We start from the raw sequence: 20,311 nt of genomic DNA, 5'->3' as shown, positions 1-20,311 counted from the left end.
CAACCAAACGATTACCCTTTTTCCGCTATTCTTAGAATATCTCCAAATACTCCTCTAGCTGTAACAGCTGCTCCTGCACCTGCTCCTTGAATTACTAACGGATTTTCACCGTAAGATTCCGTATAGATTTCTATGATAGAATCTGACCCTTTTACCTGCCCTAAAGCACTTTCTTTTGGAACGGAAATCAACTTTACATCTAACACTCCTTTTTCTTTTTGAAGATTTCCATGTAAATCACCTACATAACGTAAAACGTGGTTAGGCTTCTGATTCTTTTTAATTTCATTGAATTTAGCATCTAATACATCTAAATTCTCTAAAAAGAAATCAACCGATCCTTCTTGTAATTTCTTAGGGATAAGATTATCAATATGTATATCACCAAACTCATTATGCAAATCTAGCTCACGTGCTAAGATCAATAATTTACGACCTACATCATTTCCAGATAAATCTTCACGTGGATCTGGCTCTGTAAATCCTTGTTGCATTGCATCTTTTAAAATAGATGAGAATGGCAGGTCGCTTTCTGAAAAAGTATTAAATATATAACTCAATGACCCCGAGAACACTCCTTTTATTCTAGTAATGTTCTCTCCAGATAAATGCAATAACTTAATGGTATCTATTAGTGGTAACCCTGCACCTACATTGGTTTCATACAAATATTGCTTTTGATTCTTTTGCAACTCTTCTCGCAATAGCTGATAGAAATCGTATCGTAAGGTATTTGCAATTTTATTCGAAGACACAATGTCAAAGCCGTGATCTACAAATTCAAAATAGTTGGCTACAAAATCTTTACTTGCCGTATTATCTATAACTATCAAATTCTCTAAATGGTGGCGCTTTGCAAATTCAAACACATCATTAACTTGATATGCTTTTCCTTTTTGCTTCAGATTCGTTTTCCAGCTTTTAGTAATTCCCTTTTCATTCAACAAAATCTTTTTAGAATTCGCGATACCAAATACTCTAAGATCTAATTTTTTACGGTCCTTAATAGTTTTTGCAGATTTAAGAATCTGATCAATTAAAGTGCCACCAACATTTCCATGCCCAAAGACAAGAATATTTATTTTTTTACTGATCCCAAAAACCTGCCCATGCATAACATTCACAGCTTTATGTAAATCAGTTTTCTTTACCACCAAACTAACATTCTTACCCGATAACGTATTATTGAACAATAACGGTACTATCTGGTTCTTAATTAAAGCATTGAACGGATTATGGAATGTGCTTAAATCTTGACCTACAATCGAAATAATAGATACATCATCTATTACCGTAATCATATTCACATCTTTCGATTCAAAGTCATTGCTAAATTCATTTTCCAAAGCCAATTTTGCTCTTTTAGCCTTATCCTTTTTCACTACAAGACCTATGCCTCTTTCCGAAGACCCTTGAGATATAATACTTACACTGATATTACTTGATTCCAATGCCTTAAAAATTCTGGCATCTACTCCAACCTTACCCAACAAACCACGACCTTCAATATTGATCATGGCAACATCTTCTATTACAGAAAGTGATTTAATGCCTTCTTTGCTGGACTTAGCACTAATTAATGTTCCTTCATTATCATCGTTATACGTATTTAAAATACGTAGCGGAATGTTCTTTTCAATTAAAGGAATAATAGTTTTAGCATGTAAAATGGTAGCTCCAAAATTCGCTAATTCATTTGCTTCCGCATATGATAGATTCGCGAGTTTTTTTGCTTCTGGCACATAATCAGGATTAGCCGTGTAAATTCCGTCAACATGCGTGTAATTCTGTAATTCTTCCGCATCTAAAAAGTTTGCTATCAAAGCTGCAGAATAGTTACTACCATTTCTACCCAAAGTAGTTGTTTCTCCTTCTAAGGTAGAAGCAATGAAACCGGTAACTACCGCTACGGTATCTTTTGGAATTTCAGCAAACTTCAACAATACTTTTTCTTTCGACTCCGCCTCTAAAACTTTAGCATCACCAAATGTATTGTCAGTTTTAATTACTTCACGGGTATCTACCAATTTGGCTTTTATGCCTTTACCAATTAATAACTTAGTAACCAATTTGGCTGATATTAGCTCGCCATAGGCTAAAACCTCATCTTTTATTTTTGCACTGTAATCTCCCAATAAAGAGACACCTTCATACAGTTTTGCCAAACCTTTGAATTCCGCTGATAGGTTGACATTAGAATAGGTATGTTTCTGATATTTTTCTAAGGCCTCAAAATCTGACTTATAATCTTTTCCCTTGGCAGCCTTTTCCAACATATCTTCTAATTGGTCTGTAGCTTTTTCCCTTGCAGATAGAACTATAGCAACATTCTCATCATTCTTCACCTTCTGGGTAACGATATCTAAAACACGTTCTAAACCTTCACCATTACTCAAAGATTTACCTCCAAACTTTAAAATCTTAATTTTTTGGATATTGCCGTTGGTATTAAAAATACCGGTAAGCAATTTTTCCATTTGATCAAACTCAATCAAAAAAGCATCATGCCCATGTAGCGACTGAACCTCCCCATAAGTAACGTTACTTTTTGCTTGCGCCAATTGCTTAAACGTATCTTTATTTTCTTGCGCAGTAAAGAACATGTCAGAATCTACCCCTATAATATGTATGTTGGTATTACTATTCTGAAGCTTGATGAAATTCTCATCACCATCTCTAGTTACATCAATAGTTTTCAATAACTGATTCATCAATTTATAGGCAGATAATTGAAAACGCTCTTGCAGCTTATCGCCATGATGCATTAACCAGCTTTCTACATTAAAAACCTTCAGCTCTTCATTAGTACTTCTTTTGAAGCGCTCCTTAAAAGAAGCCGGAGTTCTATAGCATAACATTGCATGCATGCGAGCATCGTGTACCGGTTGCTTTGAGTTCACCAAAAACTGTTCTTGTATCTGGCAATTGGCAATTAACCAATCGGTCGATTTCCAATCGGATGCCACAGGAATTAAATGCTCTGACAAATCTGGTCTTAATGCCGCCATTTCCCAAGCAATTCCTCCTCCTAAAGAGCCACCAATTATAGCGAATAAACGTTCCACTTTCAACTGCTGTAACCCTAACAAAAACATTCTAGCTACATCACCCGCTACAAAATCCTTATAATTTTCAATCACAAATTTATCATGACCATTACCCGGAATGTTGAATGCCAAAATGGTATATTTTTCAGTATCAATACATTTACCATCACCAATAAGTGCAGACCACCAACCATTATCTCCAGTAACATTAGAGTTTCCCGTTAATGCATGGTTTACCAAAATTATGGGTGCAGTGTGCAACTTTTTACCGAATACCTGATAAGACAATTGAATGTCTTGAGAAATCCCGCTTAAGGTCTTGTATTTTTTAATCTGTAATTGATGTAGCATCTATTTCAAAATCAATTTATGGCTCGGCTTCGACTTCGCTCAGCCACCAGCACTAGTATTTTATTATCAAATAATCGGTCACTTGAGCTTTACTCAGCAACCGATTGTTTAGTCTTTTTTGCTTATACCTTGTTCAATAATCTAAATTAAAGACTAGCAAATGCCTGTTCTAAATCGGCTTTTAAATCTTCGATATCTTCTAGACCAACAGATAAACGAATTAAATCTTGACCTACACCTGCACTTTCTTGTTGTTCTGCAGTCAATTGCTGGTGCGTAGTACTTGCTGGGTGAATGATCAATGACTTCGTATCTCCAATATTAGCTAGCAAAGAAAATATCTTCGTAGCATCGGTTACTTTTTTAGCAGCATCAAATCCGCCTTTTACTCCAAAGGTAACTAATCCGCTTTGTCCTTTTGGCAAGTATTCTTTCGCTAATGCGTTGTACTTGTTACTTTTAAGCCCTGGGTAGTTTACCCAAGCCACTTCTTTTCTACCCTCTAACCAAGTAGCCAATTCCAATGCATTTGCACTGTGTTGCTTAATACGTACCGGCAACGTTTCTAAACCTTGTATAATTTGGAATGCGTTAAACGGACTTAATGCTCCACCAAAATCACGCAGCCCTTCCAATATTAATTTGAAAGTAAATGCCGCAGCACCTAATGCCTCGCTGTATACCAAACCGTGATATCCTGCAGATGGTTCTGTAAACTCTGGGAATTTTCCGTTGGTCCAGTCAAACGTACCAGCATCAATAATAGCACCTCCTAAAGAAGTTCCTTGTCCGCCAATGTATTTTGTTAACGAGTGTATTACCAAGTTTGCTCCGTGCTCAATAGGGTTTAACAATGACGGAGTAGCAACTGTATTATCAACTATAAATGGAACACCTGCCGCTTTAGATTCTTTTGAAATTCCTTTCAAATCCAATACATCTAATTTCGGATTCCCTAAAGACTCCACAAAGAATGCTCTTGTATTCTCCTGTACAGCTTTTCCAAAGTTTTCAGGATCAGATGCATCTACGAACGTCGTCGTAATGCCAAATCTTGGAAGGGTAACATTTAATAAGTTAAATGTACCTCCATATAAACTGCTTGATGCTACAATGTGATCACCTGCTTTTAATAATGTCAATAAACCTGTTGAGATTGCAGCTGTACCCGATGCAAAAACCACTGCTCCGATTCCACCTTCTACAGCAGCTAATCTATCTTGTAAGATTTGATTGGTTGGGTTGTTTAAACGCGTATATATAAATCCAAGCTCTTTTAATGAGAAAAGATTTGCGGCGTGCTCCGTATCATTAAAAACATATGATGATGTCTGATAAATAGGCACTGCTCTAGTACCTCCATTGGTAGTTGTGTCGTGACCTGCGTGTAATGCGTTTGTTGCTAATTTGTAGTTACTCATGATTTTGTTGTTTTTAAAATTATTTAAATAATTAAAAAGCCCCGTCCTAATCCCACATAAATTGCGGGTAGGTAAAATCAAAAAGTTATAAGAAAGTAATATCGATAAAAAATCGATTACTGTTATCCATCCCCTAAGGGTAGAATGTAGCACCTTCTTTGTATGGAACAAAGGGTTGCTAAGGTTTCAAAGGGTCTAATCCCTCCACCTTTCTTGATAACTATTCAATAAGTGTGTGAACTTTGAGCTACAAATATAAGGGCAGAGAAATTTAAAAACCTAATCATTTCTAAAAATTTGAATAAAATAACAAGTTGTGTACGTAAAAGGGCTGTTTGTAACTAAAAACGCAAATAATCGCTCATTCTTGATGATTATTTGCGTTTTTGCTAGACAAACTAAATTATGGAAAGATGTCACTTCAATTGGTCTTTGCAATTTTAATGTGAACGGAAATTATAACGAGAAGATTAATTACAACCGAATTTATCCTTCATCATTAATAGAACAATGATAATCTTGAAGATTTTCGATATACTTTCTATCCAATTTCATAATTAGATAGAAAGCATTCGAATAGCAGGTTATTTACAGATACGTAATTGAAAACGATTACTTAATCATTCCCGCACTCTTGTATTTATCAATGTATTTTTGATCTTGTTCTGGTGAGTCTTTGTATTTCTTACGCAAAGCGACTAAATCTTTCTTTAGTTTCTTAACGGTGTCCGCATAAGCTGGGTCGTTATATACATTGTTCATTTCATTAGGATCATTTAACCTATCATACAATTCCCATTCATCTACATCATAATAGAAATGAACTAGCTTAAATTCTTTGTTTACAATGCCGTAATGGCGCTTTACCATGTGTACCGATGGATATTCATAATACTGATAATACACCGCATCACGTGTCCATTTGTCTTTTTCACCTTTTAATAACGGAATTAAACTTTCTCCTTGCATATCACTTGGAGGTTTAATACCCACAGCTTCTAACATGGTTTGTGCAAAGTCTAAATTCTGTACCATTTCATTTTCCACTGATCCTGGCTTCACCACATTAGTCCAACGCACCAATAACGGAGTCTTAAAAGATTCGTCATATATAAACCGCTTATCGAACCAACCATGTTCACCTAAGTAAAAACCTTGGTCAGATGTATATATAACAATAGTATTCTCTGCCAATCCAGTTTCATCTAAATAATCTAACAAGCGACCTACGTTATCATCTACCGAAGAAATACTACCTAGGTAATCTTGCATATACCTTTGGTATTTCCATTTCATTTTCTCGGTATCGTTCATTTTTGGCCAATTCTCGTAGAAAAAATCATTGATAGAATCTAAAACTGGATCATACAGTGCTTTTTGTTCTGCAGTAGCACGACCATATGGTCCATAAAAACTATTTGGAAATTCTTCAACTACCGGGAAAACAGTGCCTTCCATTTTAGCTAAAGTTTCTGGTCTAATTTTACTGTCATGACTATACATCATGTGCGTCAACAAATTCATTTCGGCTGTTTTCGCCGCCGAACCTCTATTGCTGTAATCGTCAAAAAGTGTTTCTGGTTCTGGGAATGTTTTCTTAGTGAATTCCTTAAACTTATCTGGTCTTGGCCACCATGGGCGATGCGGTGCTTTATGCAAATACATCATCATAAACGGTTCGTCGTCAGACGCTTCTTTCTTTAACCAATCTAAAGATACATCTGTAATAATATCGGTTACATACCCTTGTTTGGTGATGGTATCGCCATTGGTTACAATAAAATCGGGATTAATATAATGCCCCTGACCTGGCAAAATCATGAACTCATCTACCCCTTTTGGATTGTTACCAAAGTGAAGCTTGCCGAACATAGCTGTTTTATAACCGTTCTTTTTAAATATCTGCGGAAAGGTCGTTTGTGTAGTATCAAACGGGAAGTAATTATCTACTTTCCCATTAATATGTGTATGCTTGCCCGTAAGAATCGTAGCTCTTGATGGTGCACAAATGGAGTTGGTAACACTCGCATTGGTAAACAGCATACCTTCTTTTGCCAAACGATCAATATTAGGTGTGTTCAACAGTTTATCATCATACGCGCTAATTGCTTGGTACGCATGATCATCTGACATGATGAAAATAATATTGGGCTTTTTCTTTTTACTCTTTTGTGCCTCAGTAGTAATTGGCAGCAAGAATAGTATACTTGCTACAGCTAGTAATAGTTTTTTCATTTTTGTTGTTGTTTGGTAAGTTTGATAGTTTTAAAAATAAGAAGATTTTTATGGAATTCTTCCTGATTTATAAGCTCATTACTTTCTATAATCTAAAGCTGGTTTTCTATCTCCCAATAAAGCTTCATACTTAAAATCAGCCCCTCTTCTTTTCTCAAATTCGGCTTTCACTTCTTTCAAAATTGCCGGTTTTTCATAAATATCAATTGCGGTTAACGCCATTGTTTTAGCTGCAACCATCATTCCTTTGAATCCAATATCTGTTCCGCCAGCTGCGACGGCTTGCCAACTATGAGGAGGAGTTCCTGGCACCCAAGTGGCAGCTCTTACGGCAGCTGTCGGTGCATTCCAACTAACATCACCGGTATCGGCAGATGCTTTACCATAAGTAAATACCATTGGTTTAATTTCACTGGCACTTTCGATAAGTTTTGGTGTTTTTAAAGTTTTCTGGATTTCTTCGGCGAACTTTATTTCTTCTTTTGTGTAGTTTACACCACCAACCAATTTCATATTATCATGCATTAATGTTGCAAGAACCTCATTTGGCAAACGCTCATAAGTTCCACCAATAATCTCATAAGACATTTCTGTTTCCGTTCCTATGGCAGCTCCTTCCGCTGCTTTAACAACTCTATCCCAAACCGCCTTTACTTCTTTTCTATTTGAATGGCGAACAACATAATAAACCTCAGCTTCTTCAGGTACAATATTGGGAGCATCACCTCCTTTAGTTATTACATAATGAATACGGGTAGATTCGGTAGTATGTTCTCTAAGCATATTCACTAAATCGTTCATTCCTTCTACCCCATCAAGGGCAGAACGACCTAATTCAGGTGCTGCAGCAGCGTGTGAAGAAACTCCTTTAAATCTAAATTTTCCAGATATCGTTGCCAAATTCGTGCTAGGATTTGAAGTGTTTTCATCGCCTGGATGCCAAGAAACAATAGCATCAATATCATCAAAAAGACCAGCTCTGACCATATAAACTTTTCCGGAACCTCCTTCTTCCGCTGGAGTTCCATAAAATCTTATCGTTCCTGATTTTTTAGAATCAGCCAGCCAATTCTTAACTGTTATTGCTGCAGCCATTGACCCAGTACCGAACAAATGATGACCACAAGCTTGACCAGGTGCATCGACAACTCTAGATTTTTTAAATGGCTCTGCAGATTGAGACATACCTGGCAGAGCATCAAACTCTCCTAATATACCAATTACAGGCGAACCTGAACCATAAGTAGCCGTAAAGGCAGTAGGAATTCCTGCTACACCTTTTTCAATTTTAAATCCGGCTGCACTAAGTTTTTCTTGTAAAAGAATTGAACTGTTTTCCTCTAGATATCCTAATTCAGGATTTTCCCAAAGTTGATTTGCAATACCTTTGTAGACTTCAAATTGAGAATCTAATTTGTTAATTATTTCTTTTTTGCTTTTTTGTGCTACAGCAGTTACTGGTATCAGTAATAATATAACCGATATTGTTTGGATTACTTTTTTCATTTTAGTAGTTGTTGTCTGGTGGTTTGTTTAGTTTAAAAATAAGAACATAAATAGTTTAAAACCGCTACTCCAACACCGAAAACTCAATACTAGAATCTGTAAAAACGGTATGTGTTTGAGTTTTAAAGTCTGACTCATCTGCGTTGAAAATATTATCTATGTAAGTCTGCGGATTTAAATCTATCAATGGAAACCACGTGCTCTGTACTTGCACCTGTAATTTGTGTCCTTTTTTAATGGTATGAAAAACATCTTGCAGCTTTATGTTTACATCTGTCTTTTGATTAGCCACAAATGGCTCTGGCTCTGCAAAGCTATTTCTAAATCTACCTCTAAGCACCTCACTACGTACCATTAAATGATAGTTGCTCATTTTTAAATGGTCTTGCATGCCTTCATAAGCTGGCTCGTCGGCTGGGTGTACATCAATGATTTTTACAATCCAATCTGCTGCAGTACCCGTAGTGGCTACTTTTAGCTTAGCTAATATATCCCCTGCTAAGGTCATATCATTCTCCATCACTTCGGTTTCAAAAACCAAAACATCGCCACGGCGAGCAGCAAAACGCTGATCATCGGTCATATATTTTCTTGGTGTAAAAACCGTTTTAATATCCTCTGAATAAGGAACAGGCTTTTTAATATCACTTATGAATTTTACTTCCTCAACTGCTTTTGGCTCGACAGTCAGTTCTTGATCAGGAGATAAGTACATATCTTTTTTAACTACACCTTCTGGTGGCCATGTATCATACATCTTCCAATCTTTCTTACCGGTATCAAATACATAAGCTTCCGGAAGTCCGCTATTTTTATCTCCACTTCCCTTTAAGAAATGATCAAAGAATTTAGTTTCTATATTCTCTTGAAAAAATTCTGAAATTCCGTCCCCAAAATAGTAGTTGCCAACAATGTTCTGTCCTTTTCTTCTTGCCCATCCGCCGTGATCCCACGGTCCAAAAACCAAAGTGTTATAATTTTCGGCATTGTACTTTCCAATATTCTTGTAGGTTTCTAAGGGTCCGTATAAATCTTCGGCATCAAACTCACCTGCAACGACCATTGTGGCTACCGTTGGTTTTACATTTTTTAAATGCTGAATTAATCCGCGACTTTGCCAAAGCTCATCGTAATTAGGGTGCTCTTTTAACTCGTTCCAGAAATAATCATCTGTAACACCTTCTTTTGCCATACGTGGCGTATCTGTAGTTTCATATTCAAAGAAGCGATCTAAATTCTTTAACGGACCTTCATCTAAAAAGAATTGGTATTGATCTTCGGTGGGTAATTCTGGTAATACATACCATGCCGTATCTATTGGTTTATCACCATCTGGTCTTGGTGTACCAAATAAAGAGGTTGCTCTAAAATAGCTTAATAAATAAGCTCCGTTATGGTGAAAATCATCGAAAAAGAAATCGGCAATACTTGCCTGTGGAGAAGCTGCTTTTAAAGCTGGGTGTGCATCTACTACTGCGTATGTAGAATAATATCCAGGATATGAAATTCCCCAAATACCTACATTGCCATTATTGTTTTCTACATTGTTTACCAACCACTCAATAGTATCATAGGTGTCTGAGCTTTCATCAATATCTTGATCGGTTTTTTTATTGGGCTTGTAAGCACGCATATTTTCATAATGCCCTTCGCTTAACCAACGCCCTCGCACATCTTGATAGACGACAATATAGCCATCTTGCATCATGTGAATATTTGGTGCAATTTTTTCTTTGAACTTCCCAGCTCCATATGGCTGAGAGCTATAAGGAGTTCTTTGCATAATAATAGGATATTCTTTTGAAGTATCCTTTGGAGAATAAATTGTGGTATGGAGTTTTATGCCGTCTCGCATAGTGATATCTACCTCTTTTTTGGTGTAGTTATCCGCTACATAAGTTTCGGAGACTTCGGCATCTGCAACTTTAGGTGCTGTTTTTCTACAGGAAATAATCAGTGTAGAAAGAAAAATTAGGGTAAAAAAATGTTTGATGGTAAACTTTGGCATGTCTTAAGAGTTTGAAGTCTTAAATCTAAGAAAGTTTACTCGATTATTTAGATTTTAACATGTCCAGAATTACGGATAAAAACTACCAAAAAAAATTTGGACCGCTTATTCTTAATCGAAGGAGGCACCTACTTTAAAACAAAATAATAGGCTAAAATAGAATGTGTAAGTTTTTCTAACAAGCTCTACATTAATTGAAAAGGCTTTAATTTACATACACGTAAATGGCATGCCCCAAATAGTTATATTATTTCTCAGTTTACTGCATTACATTAGTACTGCACGCAATTACAATTAAAATTATATCATAAATAACTTTCTGGCCAGCATAAGAATGCCCGAGAAAAAATCACTTTTATAAACTTGAATTTTATTGTCTTGAATTAATTGGTCTTTCATTAAAATAGTTTTTAGCTGGATTTAAATCTAATCAGAAAAAGGAATCAATGCAACTGTTCCTTCAGATTTTTTAATTTTAAAATCTGGATTAACGTTTAAAGAACGGTATTCTTTTTTCGTTGCATCTAAAACAACATACCCTGAAATAAGGTCTGTTTCTTTTGTGCAAGATTGCAGTACAATACATAGAAATACCGCTAAGGGAAAAGCAAATCGTTTTAACATGGCATTCGTAGGTTAAGTTATATTTTTAATAGGTTTTTTAAAGACTCGATACTTTTAAATAGTTTTAAAATCAGGTTGACTTTTGGGGCTTCAACTTGAACTTAATACCATCTATATTTGGTTTATACCAGTACAAAATATTTCATCTTTTAGGTGGCGAGATTTGGGGTTCTCTAATTATTATATATCAAACATATGTAATCCTTTTCCTACAAAATATATTTTGTGGTAAAATGCATAATACTTGTTGTGAAGAGATGTTAATTGTCTTGTGAGCTGATTTTAACCTGAGAGTTCTGAGCGGTAGATTGCTTCGTACCTCGCAATGACGTTTGATGTACGATCTATAAAAAATGCTCCGTGTATCACGGAGCATTTTTTTATTTTTTAATATCGGCAACTAGCAATAACGTTAAATATTAAACGCTGCTCTTATCTCATCTACTTTATCCAACTTTTCCCATGTAAACAGCTCTACTTCTCTTTCTATACGGCCATTATAAGGAGATTCGAAAACCTTGGTAACAGTTACAGGTGTTTTCCCCATGTGTCCGTAAGCGGCAGTTTCTAAATAAATTGGGTTTCTTAGCTTTAAACGTTCTTCAATTGCAAACGGTCTCATATCAAAAATCTGAGCTACCTTTTTTGCAATCTCACCATCACTTAAACCAACTTTAGACGTACCGTAAGTATCTACATAAATTGATGTTGGTTCAACCACACCAATAGCATAACTTACTTGTACTAAAATTTCAGTTGCTACACCAGCTGCTATTAAATTCTTTGCTGCATGACGCGCTGCATAAGCTGCACTACGGTCTACCTTACTTGGGTCTTTTCCACTAAAAGCTCCACCACCGTGTGCCCCTTTACCACCGTAAGTGTCAACAATAATCTTTCTACCTGTTAATCCGGTATCACCATGAGGACCGCCAATTACAAATTTCCCAGTTGGGTTAATATGGTATTTGATTTGATCATCAAATAATTTCTGAGTATCTGCTGGTAATTGTTCCTTTACTCTTGGAATTAAAATAGATATAATATCAGACTTAATCTTCGCCAACATTTTCTCATCATCTGCATCAAAAGCATCGTGCTGTGTAGAAACTACGATAGTATCTATACGTATTGGCTCATTGGCATCTGAATATTCTATAGTAACCTGTGCCTTAGCATCTGGTCTTAAATAAGTAATCTCTTTATTCTCGCGACGCATTTCTGCCAAAGTATGCAGAATTTTATGTGAAATATCTAGCGCTAACGGCATGTAATTCTCGGTCTCGCTAGTTGCGTAACCAAACATCATACCTTGATCACCTGCACCTTGCTCTTCTTTAGAACCACGATCTACACCTTGGTTAATATCTTGAGACTGCTCATGTATCAAAGAAATAACACCACAAGAATCTCCACTAAACTGATATTCTCCTTTGGTATATCCTATTTTATTAATGACTTCACGGGCAATGTTCTGTACATCTAAATACGTATCACTTTTTACTTCCCCAGCTAATACTACTTGACCTGTAGTAACCAATGTTTCGCAGGCAACTTTACTTTCTGGATCAAAAGCAAGAAAATTATCTAATAACGCATCACTGATTTGATCCGCAACTTTATCCGGATGTCCTTCACTAACAGATTCTGATGTAAATAAATATGGCATAACAATCTTTTTTATTCTTAAAAGGATTTGAACGAATGCCGAAAAGAAGTGTGATGCGATGTAGTATCAGCATCAACTGCTTTAGCATTTTTTTTGTTTTATACCCTTAGGTTAAAACAGAGGTTGCAATCAGTCAAATCCCTCCTCTTTATTTTAATTATGGTGCAAAAATAGAAAAAATGTTCAGTTCAATATCTTAATATGATGTTATTTATTAACGCATTTAAAAGATTTGATAATTCGCACCCTAAATTTTCGATTTTTAAAGATCATATTTCACAGACAGTAGCACATAGCGTGGTTGCACAAAATAGGCTTGTGTGCTAAAAAACAGTTCGTTTGTACTATCTCTATTCAGTGTTGTAGTATTCAATAAATTAGTGCCTTTAATACCATATTCCCATCGGCTATCTTTCTTCTGATATGTTAGGGTAGATTCTAGAAAACTATAAGTATTGGATATAGTATCTTCCTTATCCGAATAATTATAATAATCATACTCTACATTGAAAATAAAGTTCTTTAAAAAACTGGCATCAAAACGAGCATAAGGTCTACTTGTGAAGAATGTTGTTTCTAAATCTCCGTTTTCATAATTATTAACGGTGTATCTATACCCTAATTCTAAATTTGGCGCATTCTTAAAATTAGTAGATAAAGCGGTTGTATAATTCTGTGTCAATGAATTTGAGGTTCGCTGCTGATTATCAACAAGGTTGTTAGTGGTAGACCAACCTAAATTACCTTGCACAGATGCTTTTATTTTACCAAATGTACGTTCGTATTTTCCGCTTGCGGTTAATGATTCGTCTTCAAAATTTGAATTGATGGTACTAGTTACTCTGTTAATACCAATAATATCAACGCCACTTTTTAACGCATCTATTCTTTTGGTGTACGCTATGTTCGCAAATATATTAGTGAAATTAAACATATTAAAACTGAAGAAATTAAGCGAAACGTTATGGTTAAGTGCACTCTCTAAATCTCGATTTCCACTATAAAGCGAATTGTAATTGTTTAACACATAACCTTGTGCAAAATTACTGACATCTGTAAACGAACGGGTTACACGATAATTAAAACGAATATTCTCCGATTTCTTAAGTTGTGCATTAATATATAAATCTGGCAATAACGACGTCAAATTATCTTCGACCACTGTACCTAGCTGCTCATTTTTTACATTGAATTGATGCAGCGTAACCCCAGGATTAAAGGTGAATATTCCAGAAATAACTTTATAATGTAAGCCTGCATAAACATCAGACACATGAAACGCGACTTCATTGCCAAACGCATCACCATTCATATTCAAAGTTTCTTCATTGTCTAAAATCTGGTATATGCTTGAATTAAAATTCTGATTGCTTTGCGTGGTACCTAATGTTAGATTTATGTTGCTTTTATTTCCAAGAACCCTATAATAATCCACCTTGGCATCAACCTTATTGGTTACTATATTTTTTGCCTGGTTGATATTATATACGTTCTGATTTTCATCTACAGGAAAAATATCAACAAAGGCGAACTCACTTCTAAGGGCCTCATAAAAAGGATCTTCATCTTGATATAAATGCTGTGCTTCTACCGCAAAAATGTTCTTCTCATTTAAGGTGTAATAGATATTTAAATTCTGATTTACAGATAACGGCTTCTGCTTTTTTACCTCTGCAATTTGATCGGTAATAGAGGATATTGATAGCACATCTACTTCCTCCGTATCATCCGATTGTTTTAAAAGCGCATCATAATCTAATTGAAAATCTTCATTGGGCTTATATTTCGCACTCAACTTTGCTAAACCCAAATGAATGGTCTGATCTGTATTTGATGTTGTGCTTTCTACATCATTACTTGCTATATAAGAGGTGCTCCCTTCAGATTTCATAAGAGTTCCTGTATAAGAATAAATACCAAATCCGCTTAAATCCAACCCTGCTATAGGCGCATAACTAAAATTGGCGGCAGCAAATTTTGTATCAATGTCATTTGCCCTATTATTTTGTACAGAAGAAAGTCCCAACCCATCTACACCAGTAGCAATAGAACTACCTCCTCTTGAATTGATATTTCTGAATCCTCCCGTAAAATTTCTATAGTCGTTTCGCGTAAAAGGTACTTCGCCAATATTATTTAAATCGGTGATGATATTAATACTGTACTTTGGACTGTAGTAAAACAATTTAGGATGTGCCAAATACCTATCATCCGGACCATACCCTGCAGTTAATTCGCCAAACCAAAAGTTCTTTTTACCCTCTTTCAACTTAATGTTCAAAGCCACATTATCATCGTCATTGGTAAGACCTTTCATTTGCGACACCTCATTGAAATTACGCAATACCTCAACTTTACTTAAGGCGTTAGCCGGAATATTTTCTACCGCAAGCTTTGTATCTCCGTCAAAAAAATCTTTACCTTCTACCATAATCTTACTTACGGTTTTACCCTCTACCTCTATTTGACCATCATCGTTTATTTCAATTCCCGGAAGGTTTTCTAGCACATCTTTCAGTTTCTTTTCCGTGCCCGACACAAATGCATCGGTATCGTACACAATAGTATCGCCTTTTACCGAAACCGGCATTTCGTATGTTACATCTACTTCATCCAGCTGTGCTGCTTGCTCTTGCATTATAATATCTTTTACAGCATCGCTCTCACCTGCAGTAAATGTAAAAGACTCTGGTTTAAACCCTAAATAACTGACCTTTACCGTGTATTGCTGACCAGTTTTCAGTTTTAATTTAAATAGCCCCGCATGATTGGTAATCCCATAAGATTCCAAGCCTTTGGTCTCCGTATTTATGGCAATAACATTCGCCATATCTACACCAACACCTAGACTATCCTTTACCGTTCCCGATAATGAAATTTCTTGGGCAGCACCAATAGTAGCTAATAATAGCGAAAGAATAACAAGCACATTATGTTTCATAGGAAAGGTGTAAATAGAAATAAATTAAGAAGTACTTTAATTAATTTGGTCTACCGCCACCACGACCACCACGGTTTCTGAAATTCTCTCGCATTTCTTTCATTTTCTCTTGAGAAATCTGATCATATTCCGCCTGGGTAACTTGTTTTCCTTTACTAGGTGCTTTTATTTCAATCTTCTCTGAAGGATTTAATGTGATTTCTGAACAAACGATTGTAGTAACATCATCGTTTACAGCCAAAATTAAACCCGGAAGTCCCCAATACAAACCAGGACCTTGATTTATTGGTATTTCTGGAGTATACCACGCAACTATTTCAACTTCTTTTATAATAAACTCTTCCCCTTTTTTCTCCTCATCATTTTCTTCTCCCCTACCAGGTCTTCTAAAAATAGCGCTCATATTCGGTCGCTTAATAGTCTTTACAGACGTTGCCTTAAATGCCGTATAATTTCCTATTTGTTTAGACTCGCTCTCCATTTTCCAATCTAATGCCTCCAACTCATCATCAATCAGAAAAATTTTACCTAATAATTCATTCTTCACCAAATACTTTTGATCCTGAATATTCTTGTATAAATCCCCATCATTACCTGCCATTGCTCCAAAACGAGGACCACGACCACCACCTCTTTCTCCGGGCTGCTCTAATTTTTCCTCTACTTTATAAATAGATGCCGTTTTATTGAAATTGAGAATAAAGGTTTTTTCGTTCGCTTTTTTCATGCGTTCCATCATTTCCTTTTTTCTATCCTCAGGAATGTTTCTATTTCCAAAATCGAAATTTACCTGTGTTTTACTTTGGTAAATTGCCTTGCCTTGAAAATCTTGCGCTTGTAAGCTTACGCCCATGCATACAATCATTAAACCTTTGAACCACTTATATCTCATCTTGCTTATGTATTAGAATGGTAGTATGACATCAAAATATGATTTTGGTTTAATTGCATTTTGCAAAGAATTGGATTGAGGTCATTTTTTTTGTGCCATACAACAAATATGTTTTTACTTCCTGTAGTTATCTTGTATCTTGTACCATCTAATCTTGTTGAGAATTAGAACACAACCATTAATCAATTTACGTCTATGCACATAGCAGTTGCCGGAAATATCGGTGCAGGAAAAACGACCCTAACTAGATTACTTGCTAAACATTATAATTGGGAACCTCATTTTGAAGATGTAGTTGAGAACCCATATTTAGATGATTTTTACAATCAAATGGAACGTTGGAGTTTTAACCTTCAGATATACTTTTTAAATAGTAGATACCGTCAAATTCTACAGATTAAAGAAAGTGGAAAGGAAATTATTCAGGATAGAACTATTTATGAGGATGCACATATTTTTGCTCCTAACCTACACGCAATGGGTCTTATGACCAACCGTGATTTTCAAAACTACTCTAGCTTGTTTGATTTAATGGAGAGTCTGGTAGATCCGCCAGATCTTCTAATTTATCTACGCAGCTCTATCCCAAACTTGGTGAAGCAAATTCACAAAAGAGGTAGAGAATATGAAAACACAATTTCAATTGACTATTTAAGCCGATTAAATGAACGTTATGAAGCTTGGGTACATGGTTATGAAAAAGGCAACTTGCTGATTATTGATGTAGATGATTTAGACTTTGTTGATAAACCTGAAGACTTAGGTATTATTTTGAATAAAATTGACGCTCAAATAAACGGTCTATTTTAAGTTCATCTTCTCAAAACCCTAAAAATTTGGAAAATTTTGAAAAAAAAGTCACGCGCTTTCTTCAAGATGAAACTCCTTTTTTCTTCATTATCGATTTTGAAAAATCTGTAAAACAAGTTTTTACGTTTGAAGAGGCTTTACAAGAAAAAATTTACTTTAACATAAACGGTGTTAGTAATGACAATGAACTTACGTTTAATCAGTTAGACGATAAAATCATAGATTTAAAACCTACACTCATTTCTAAAGATATTTATGAGAAGGCCTTTAACACCGTTAAGCAGGAATTAAACAATGGTAATAGTTTTTTGCTAAACCTTACTTTTCCTACCGCGCTTGATACCAACGTAGAACTTCACGAAATTTACAAAAAAGCACATGCTCCATATAAGCTTCTCTATAAAGATAACTTTGTTGTTTTTTCGCCAGAATGCTACTTAAAAATTAAGGACGGCAACGTTTTCTCTTATCCTATGAAAGGCACAATAAATAGTAGTGTGCCCAATGCCGAAGAATTATTGCTTTCTAATAAAAAGGAATTATACGAACATAATACCATTGTTGACCTCATACGAAACGATCTTTCTATGATTGCCAAAAATGTTAGCGTAAATAAGTTTAGATTTGTAAACACGATTAAAAAAGGAAATCAAGAACTGCTGCAGACCAGTACCGAAATACAGGGAAAGTTACCTGAGAACTGGAAAGATGAATTTTCGTCGTTATTATTAAAAACATTACCAGCAGGTTCCATAAGCGGGGCACCTAAAAAGAAAACCCTAGAAATTATTTCAAAAGCAGAAATTGCGCCACGTGGATTTTACACAGGTATTTTTGGAATATTTGATGGTCATCAAATTGACAGTGCCGTAAGCATTCGGTTTATCGAAAAAATCAACAAAAAGCTTTTTTACAAAAGTGGCGGTGGAATTACCCATTTAAGCGAGATGAAAGAAGAATATCAAGAACTTTTAGAAAAAATTTATGTACCCATTATTTGAATCTGTTTGCATTGAAAATAGTCAAATTAAGAATGAACATTACCACGAATCCCGATTTAGAAGTTCCTATATTCAACAATACAAAACCCACCCTAACTACTCTTTATTTGACGGAATTCATTTAACTAATTTAGACAACGCTCTAAAATATAAGTTGAGAATTGGCTATAAGCAACATGGTACCCGCTATTCTATTTCCTTATACGAAAACAGCATACCTACATCACTACAATTAGTAAATGATGACACCATAAATTATTCTTTAAAAAGGAATAATCGTAAAAAACTAAATCAACTTTTTGATCAAAGAGGAAACTCTGAAGATGTGCTTATTGTAAGAAATGGATTGATTACAGACGCCTCTTACTCTAACATCATTTTTACAGATGGCAAGCTAATAACTACGCCTTCTACCCCATTGCTTCAAGGTACATGTAGAGCTAGACTTTTAGATGATAACAAAATTACCGAAGCTCACATTTTAGAAAGTGACATTCAAAATTTTAAAAGCTTTCAATTAGTAAATGCTTTAAATGATTTTGATGATTCTAGATGGGTACCAATTTCTAACATACAAAGAGGTTAATTTTTAAATGAAACCGTTTTTCTTAGCATGTTCAATTGCTTCTTCCGTTTTATTCACCATTAAAAAGGGAATATCCTTGAAGTCAGAAAATAAATTTTCAACTCGTTTCATTCGCTTAGAATGATTTACGCTACGTAGGTAAATGGCTTTTATTCTACCAGGAAATAATGTAGAAACTTCTTGATAAATATCCCCATCCTTTTCACCACTATCACCAATTAAGATAAATGGTAGATTAGGATAGGCTTTTAATAAATTATTAATTTCTTTTTGCTTTTGAGGCTTTTCATCACTTTTAGACCTCCTTTTAAAACTTGCCATACTACGCAATAATATAGGACCTTTAGGGAAGTTATTTGTCTTTAAAAAGAGCTCAAGATATCTATATAAATTCCACGGACTGTGACTTACATAAAATATGGGATTAGCTTCTTGCCCGGTTTTTCCCTGATGAAGTTTTGTATAGAAATCAGATGCTCCTTCTAATTGCAATCGCTTGGTTGCCCTTTTAAACATGGTGTTGATAATCACCTTCCATTTTAAAGAAGAAACTACGCCAGTATGTAGAATAGTATCGTCTATATCACTAATTACCCCAAACTTGGCATGAATGCTTGGTATTAACATTTCGCCAGGAAAACGATTTTGAAGCAATATTTCCCTTTTTAGTTTTGTATTCGCAAAAGACAGCTCAAAATTCACCCAACCCTCATCATTTGCAAGACTCTGCAGTCCTTCTACATGTTCATCAATTAAATAATAACCATCATTATCGGTTTTACCTTCTACCGTATGACCATTAGAAAAAGTAATCTTAACTAGGGAGTTTTTTATTTCATCAGTTTCAAACCGCTTCCAAGTATTCTGCATTAAATTAAAAATACCTTTTTGGTCCAAATCGATATTTTCATCTTCAATAGCCCTACCTCTCGCGTACAGTCGAGTAGCATTACCGTATGATTGGAAGTTGATAATTTGAAGTTTATCTTTCTTAAAAATACCCATGGCGTTAAAATTACGGTCTTTCCGCAACCTTTAAAATTTTTATTTCAAGAATTATTGATTTTACTACCTACAAGCAATCATTCTGTGCGTCTGTTTTAAATGAATATCTCTTTCACTCATTCAAAAGCAGCGTTAACTCATTACTCATTTTCTACCATCGCTCTTTGACATAGATTTAGATAAGTAAAATGAATAATAACCCTACTTGTTTACAC

General features: G+C 35.2%; 13 protein-coding genes and 1 riboswitch. Of the genes, 3 read left to right on the top strand and 10 right to left on the bottom strand.

The window, feature by feature from the left end; translation table 11 throughout:
- Positions 1-11: 11 nt before the first annotated feature.
- The 9 genes from thrA to BM296_RS17270 form a co-directional block, all read right to left on the bottom strand.
- Complete coding sequence (thrA, locus tag BM296_RS17310) at positions 12-3,398, bottom strand: bifunctional aspartate kinase/homoserine dehydrogenase I (protein ID WP_091905045.1); 3,387 nt, start codon at positions 3,396-3,398, stop codon at positions 12-14.
- A gap of 146 nt (positions 3,399-3,544) precedes the next feature.
- Positions 3,545-4,819 (bottom strand): O-acetylhomoserine aminocarboxypropyltransferase/cysteine synthase family protein, encoded by a 1,275-nt coding sequence (locus tag BM296_RS17305; protein WP_091905042.1) that lies wholly within the window; start codon positions 4,817-4,819, stop codon positions 3,545-3,547.
- A gap of 119 nt (positions 4,820-4,938) precedes the next feature.
- Positions 4,939-5,042, bottom strand: a riboswitch (SAM riboswitch).
- A gap of 389 nt (positions 5,043-5,431) precedes the next feature.
- Complete coding sequence (locus BM296_RS17300) at positions 5,432-7,054, bottom strand: sulfatase family protein (protein ID WP_091905039.1); 1,623 nt, start codon at positions 7,052-7,054, stop codon at positions 5,432-5,434.
- A 78-nt stretch (positions 7,055-7,132) separates the two neighbouring features.
- A complete protein-coding gene (locus BM296_RS17295; protein WP_091905035.1) occupies positions 7,133-8,560 on the bottom strand; it encodes an amidohydrolase in 1,428 nt (475 codons plus the stop codon).
- A 64-nt stretch (positions 8,561-8,624) separates the two neighbouring features.
- Positions 8,625-10,568: a CocE/NonD family hydrolase gene (locus tag BM296_RS17290; protein WP_091905032.1), complete on the bottom strand. Its 1,944-nt coding sequence runs from the start codon at positions 10,566-10,568 to the stop codon at positions 8,625-8,627.
- 426 nt (positions 10,569-10,994) lie between these two features.
- Positions 10,995-11,192, bottom strand: coding sequence for a hypothetical protein (locus tag BM296_RS17285; RefSeq protein WP_091905029.1), 198 nt, complete (start codon positions 11,190-11,192; stop codon positions 10,995-10,997).
- Between the two features lie 412 nt (positions 11,193-11,604).
- Entirely contained in the window at positions 11,605-12,861 is a 1,257-nt protein-coding gene (metK, locus tag BM296_RS17280; protein ID WP_091905026.1) for a methionine adenosyltransferase, read from the bottom strand.
- Between the two features lie 262 nt (positions 12,862-13,123).
- Positions 13,124-15,802, bottom strand: coding sequence for a TonB-dependent receptor (locus BM296_RS17275; protein ID WP_091905023.1), 2,679 nt, complete (start codon positions 15,800-15,802; stop codon positions 13,124-13,126).
- A 40-nt stretch (positions 15,803-15,842) separates the two neighbouring features.
- Entirely contained in the window at positions 15,843-16,694 is an 852-nt protein-coding gene (locus BM296_RS17270) for a GLPGLI family protein (protein ID WP_091905020.1), read from the bottom strand.
- A gap of 195 nt (positions 16,695-16,889) precedes the next feature.
- Here BM296_RS17270 and BM296_RS17265 point away from each other — a divergent pair, with 195 nt between their 5' ends.
- From BM296_RS17265 to BM296_RS17255, 3 genes are read left to right on the top strand one after another with little or no spacing between them, the layout of a single operon-like run.
- Positions 16,890-17,504, top strand: coding sequence for a deoxynucleoside kinase (locus tag BM296_RS17265; RefSeq protein WP_027068071.1), 615 nt, complete (start codon positions 16,890-16,892; stop codon positions 17,502-17,504).
- Between the two features lie 26 nt (positions 17,505-17,530).
- Complete coding sequence (locus tag BM296_RS17260) at positions 17,531-18,505, top strand: aminodeoxychorismate synthase component I (protein WP_091905017.1); 975 nt, start codon at positions 17,531-17,533, stop codon at positions 18,503-18,505.
- Positions 18,489-19,091 carry an aminotransferase class IV gene (locus BM296_RS17255; RefSeq protein ID WP_091905014.1) on the top strand — a complete coding sequence of 201 codons (603 nt, stop codon included), beginning with the start codon at positions 18,489-18,491 and terminating at the stop codon, positions 19,089-19,091. Before BM296_RS17260 ends, BM296_RS17255 begins: the two co-directional genes overlap by 17 nt.
- A 3-nt stretch (positions 19,092-19,094) precedes the next feature.
- Here the strand turns inward: BM296_RS17255 and BM296_RS17250 are convergent, their stop codons facing one another.
- The gene (locus tag BM296_RS17250) at positions 19,095-20,123 is read right to left on the bottom strand and encodes an App1 family protein phosphatidate phosphatase (RefSeq protein WP_317041569.1); all 1,029 of its coding nucleotides are present in this window, start codon (positions 20,121-20,123) and stop codon (positions 19,095-19,097) included.
- Between the last annotated feature and the right edge of the window lie 188 nt (positions 20,124-20,311).

This window comes from Maribacter stanieri (genome assembly GCF_900112245.1).
Lineage (GTDB): Bacteria > Bacteroidota > Bacteroidia > Flavobacteriales > Flavobacteriaceae > Maribacter > Maribacter stanieri.
The sequence above is the reverse complement of the archived record's forward strand: the minus strand, read 5'-3'. Positions and strand labels throughout refer to the sequence as shown.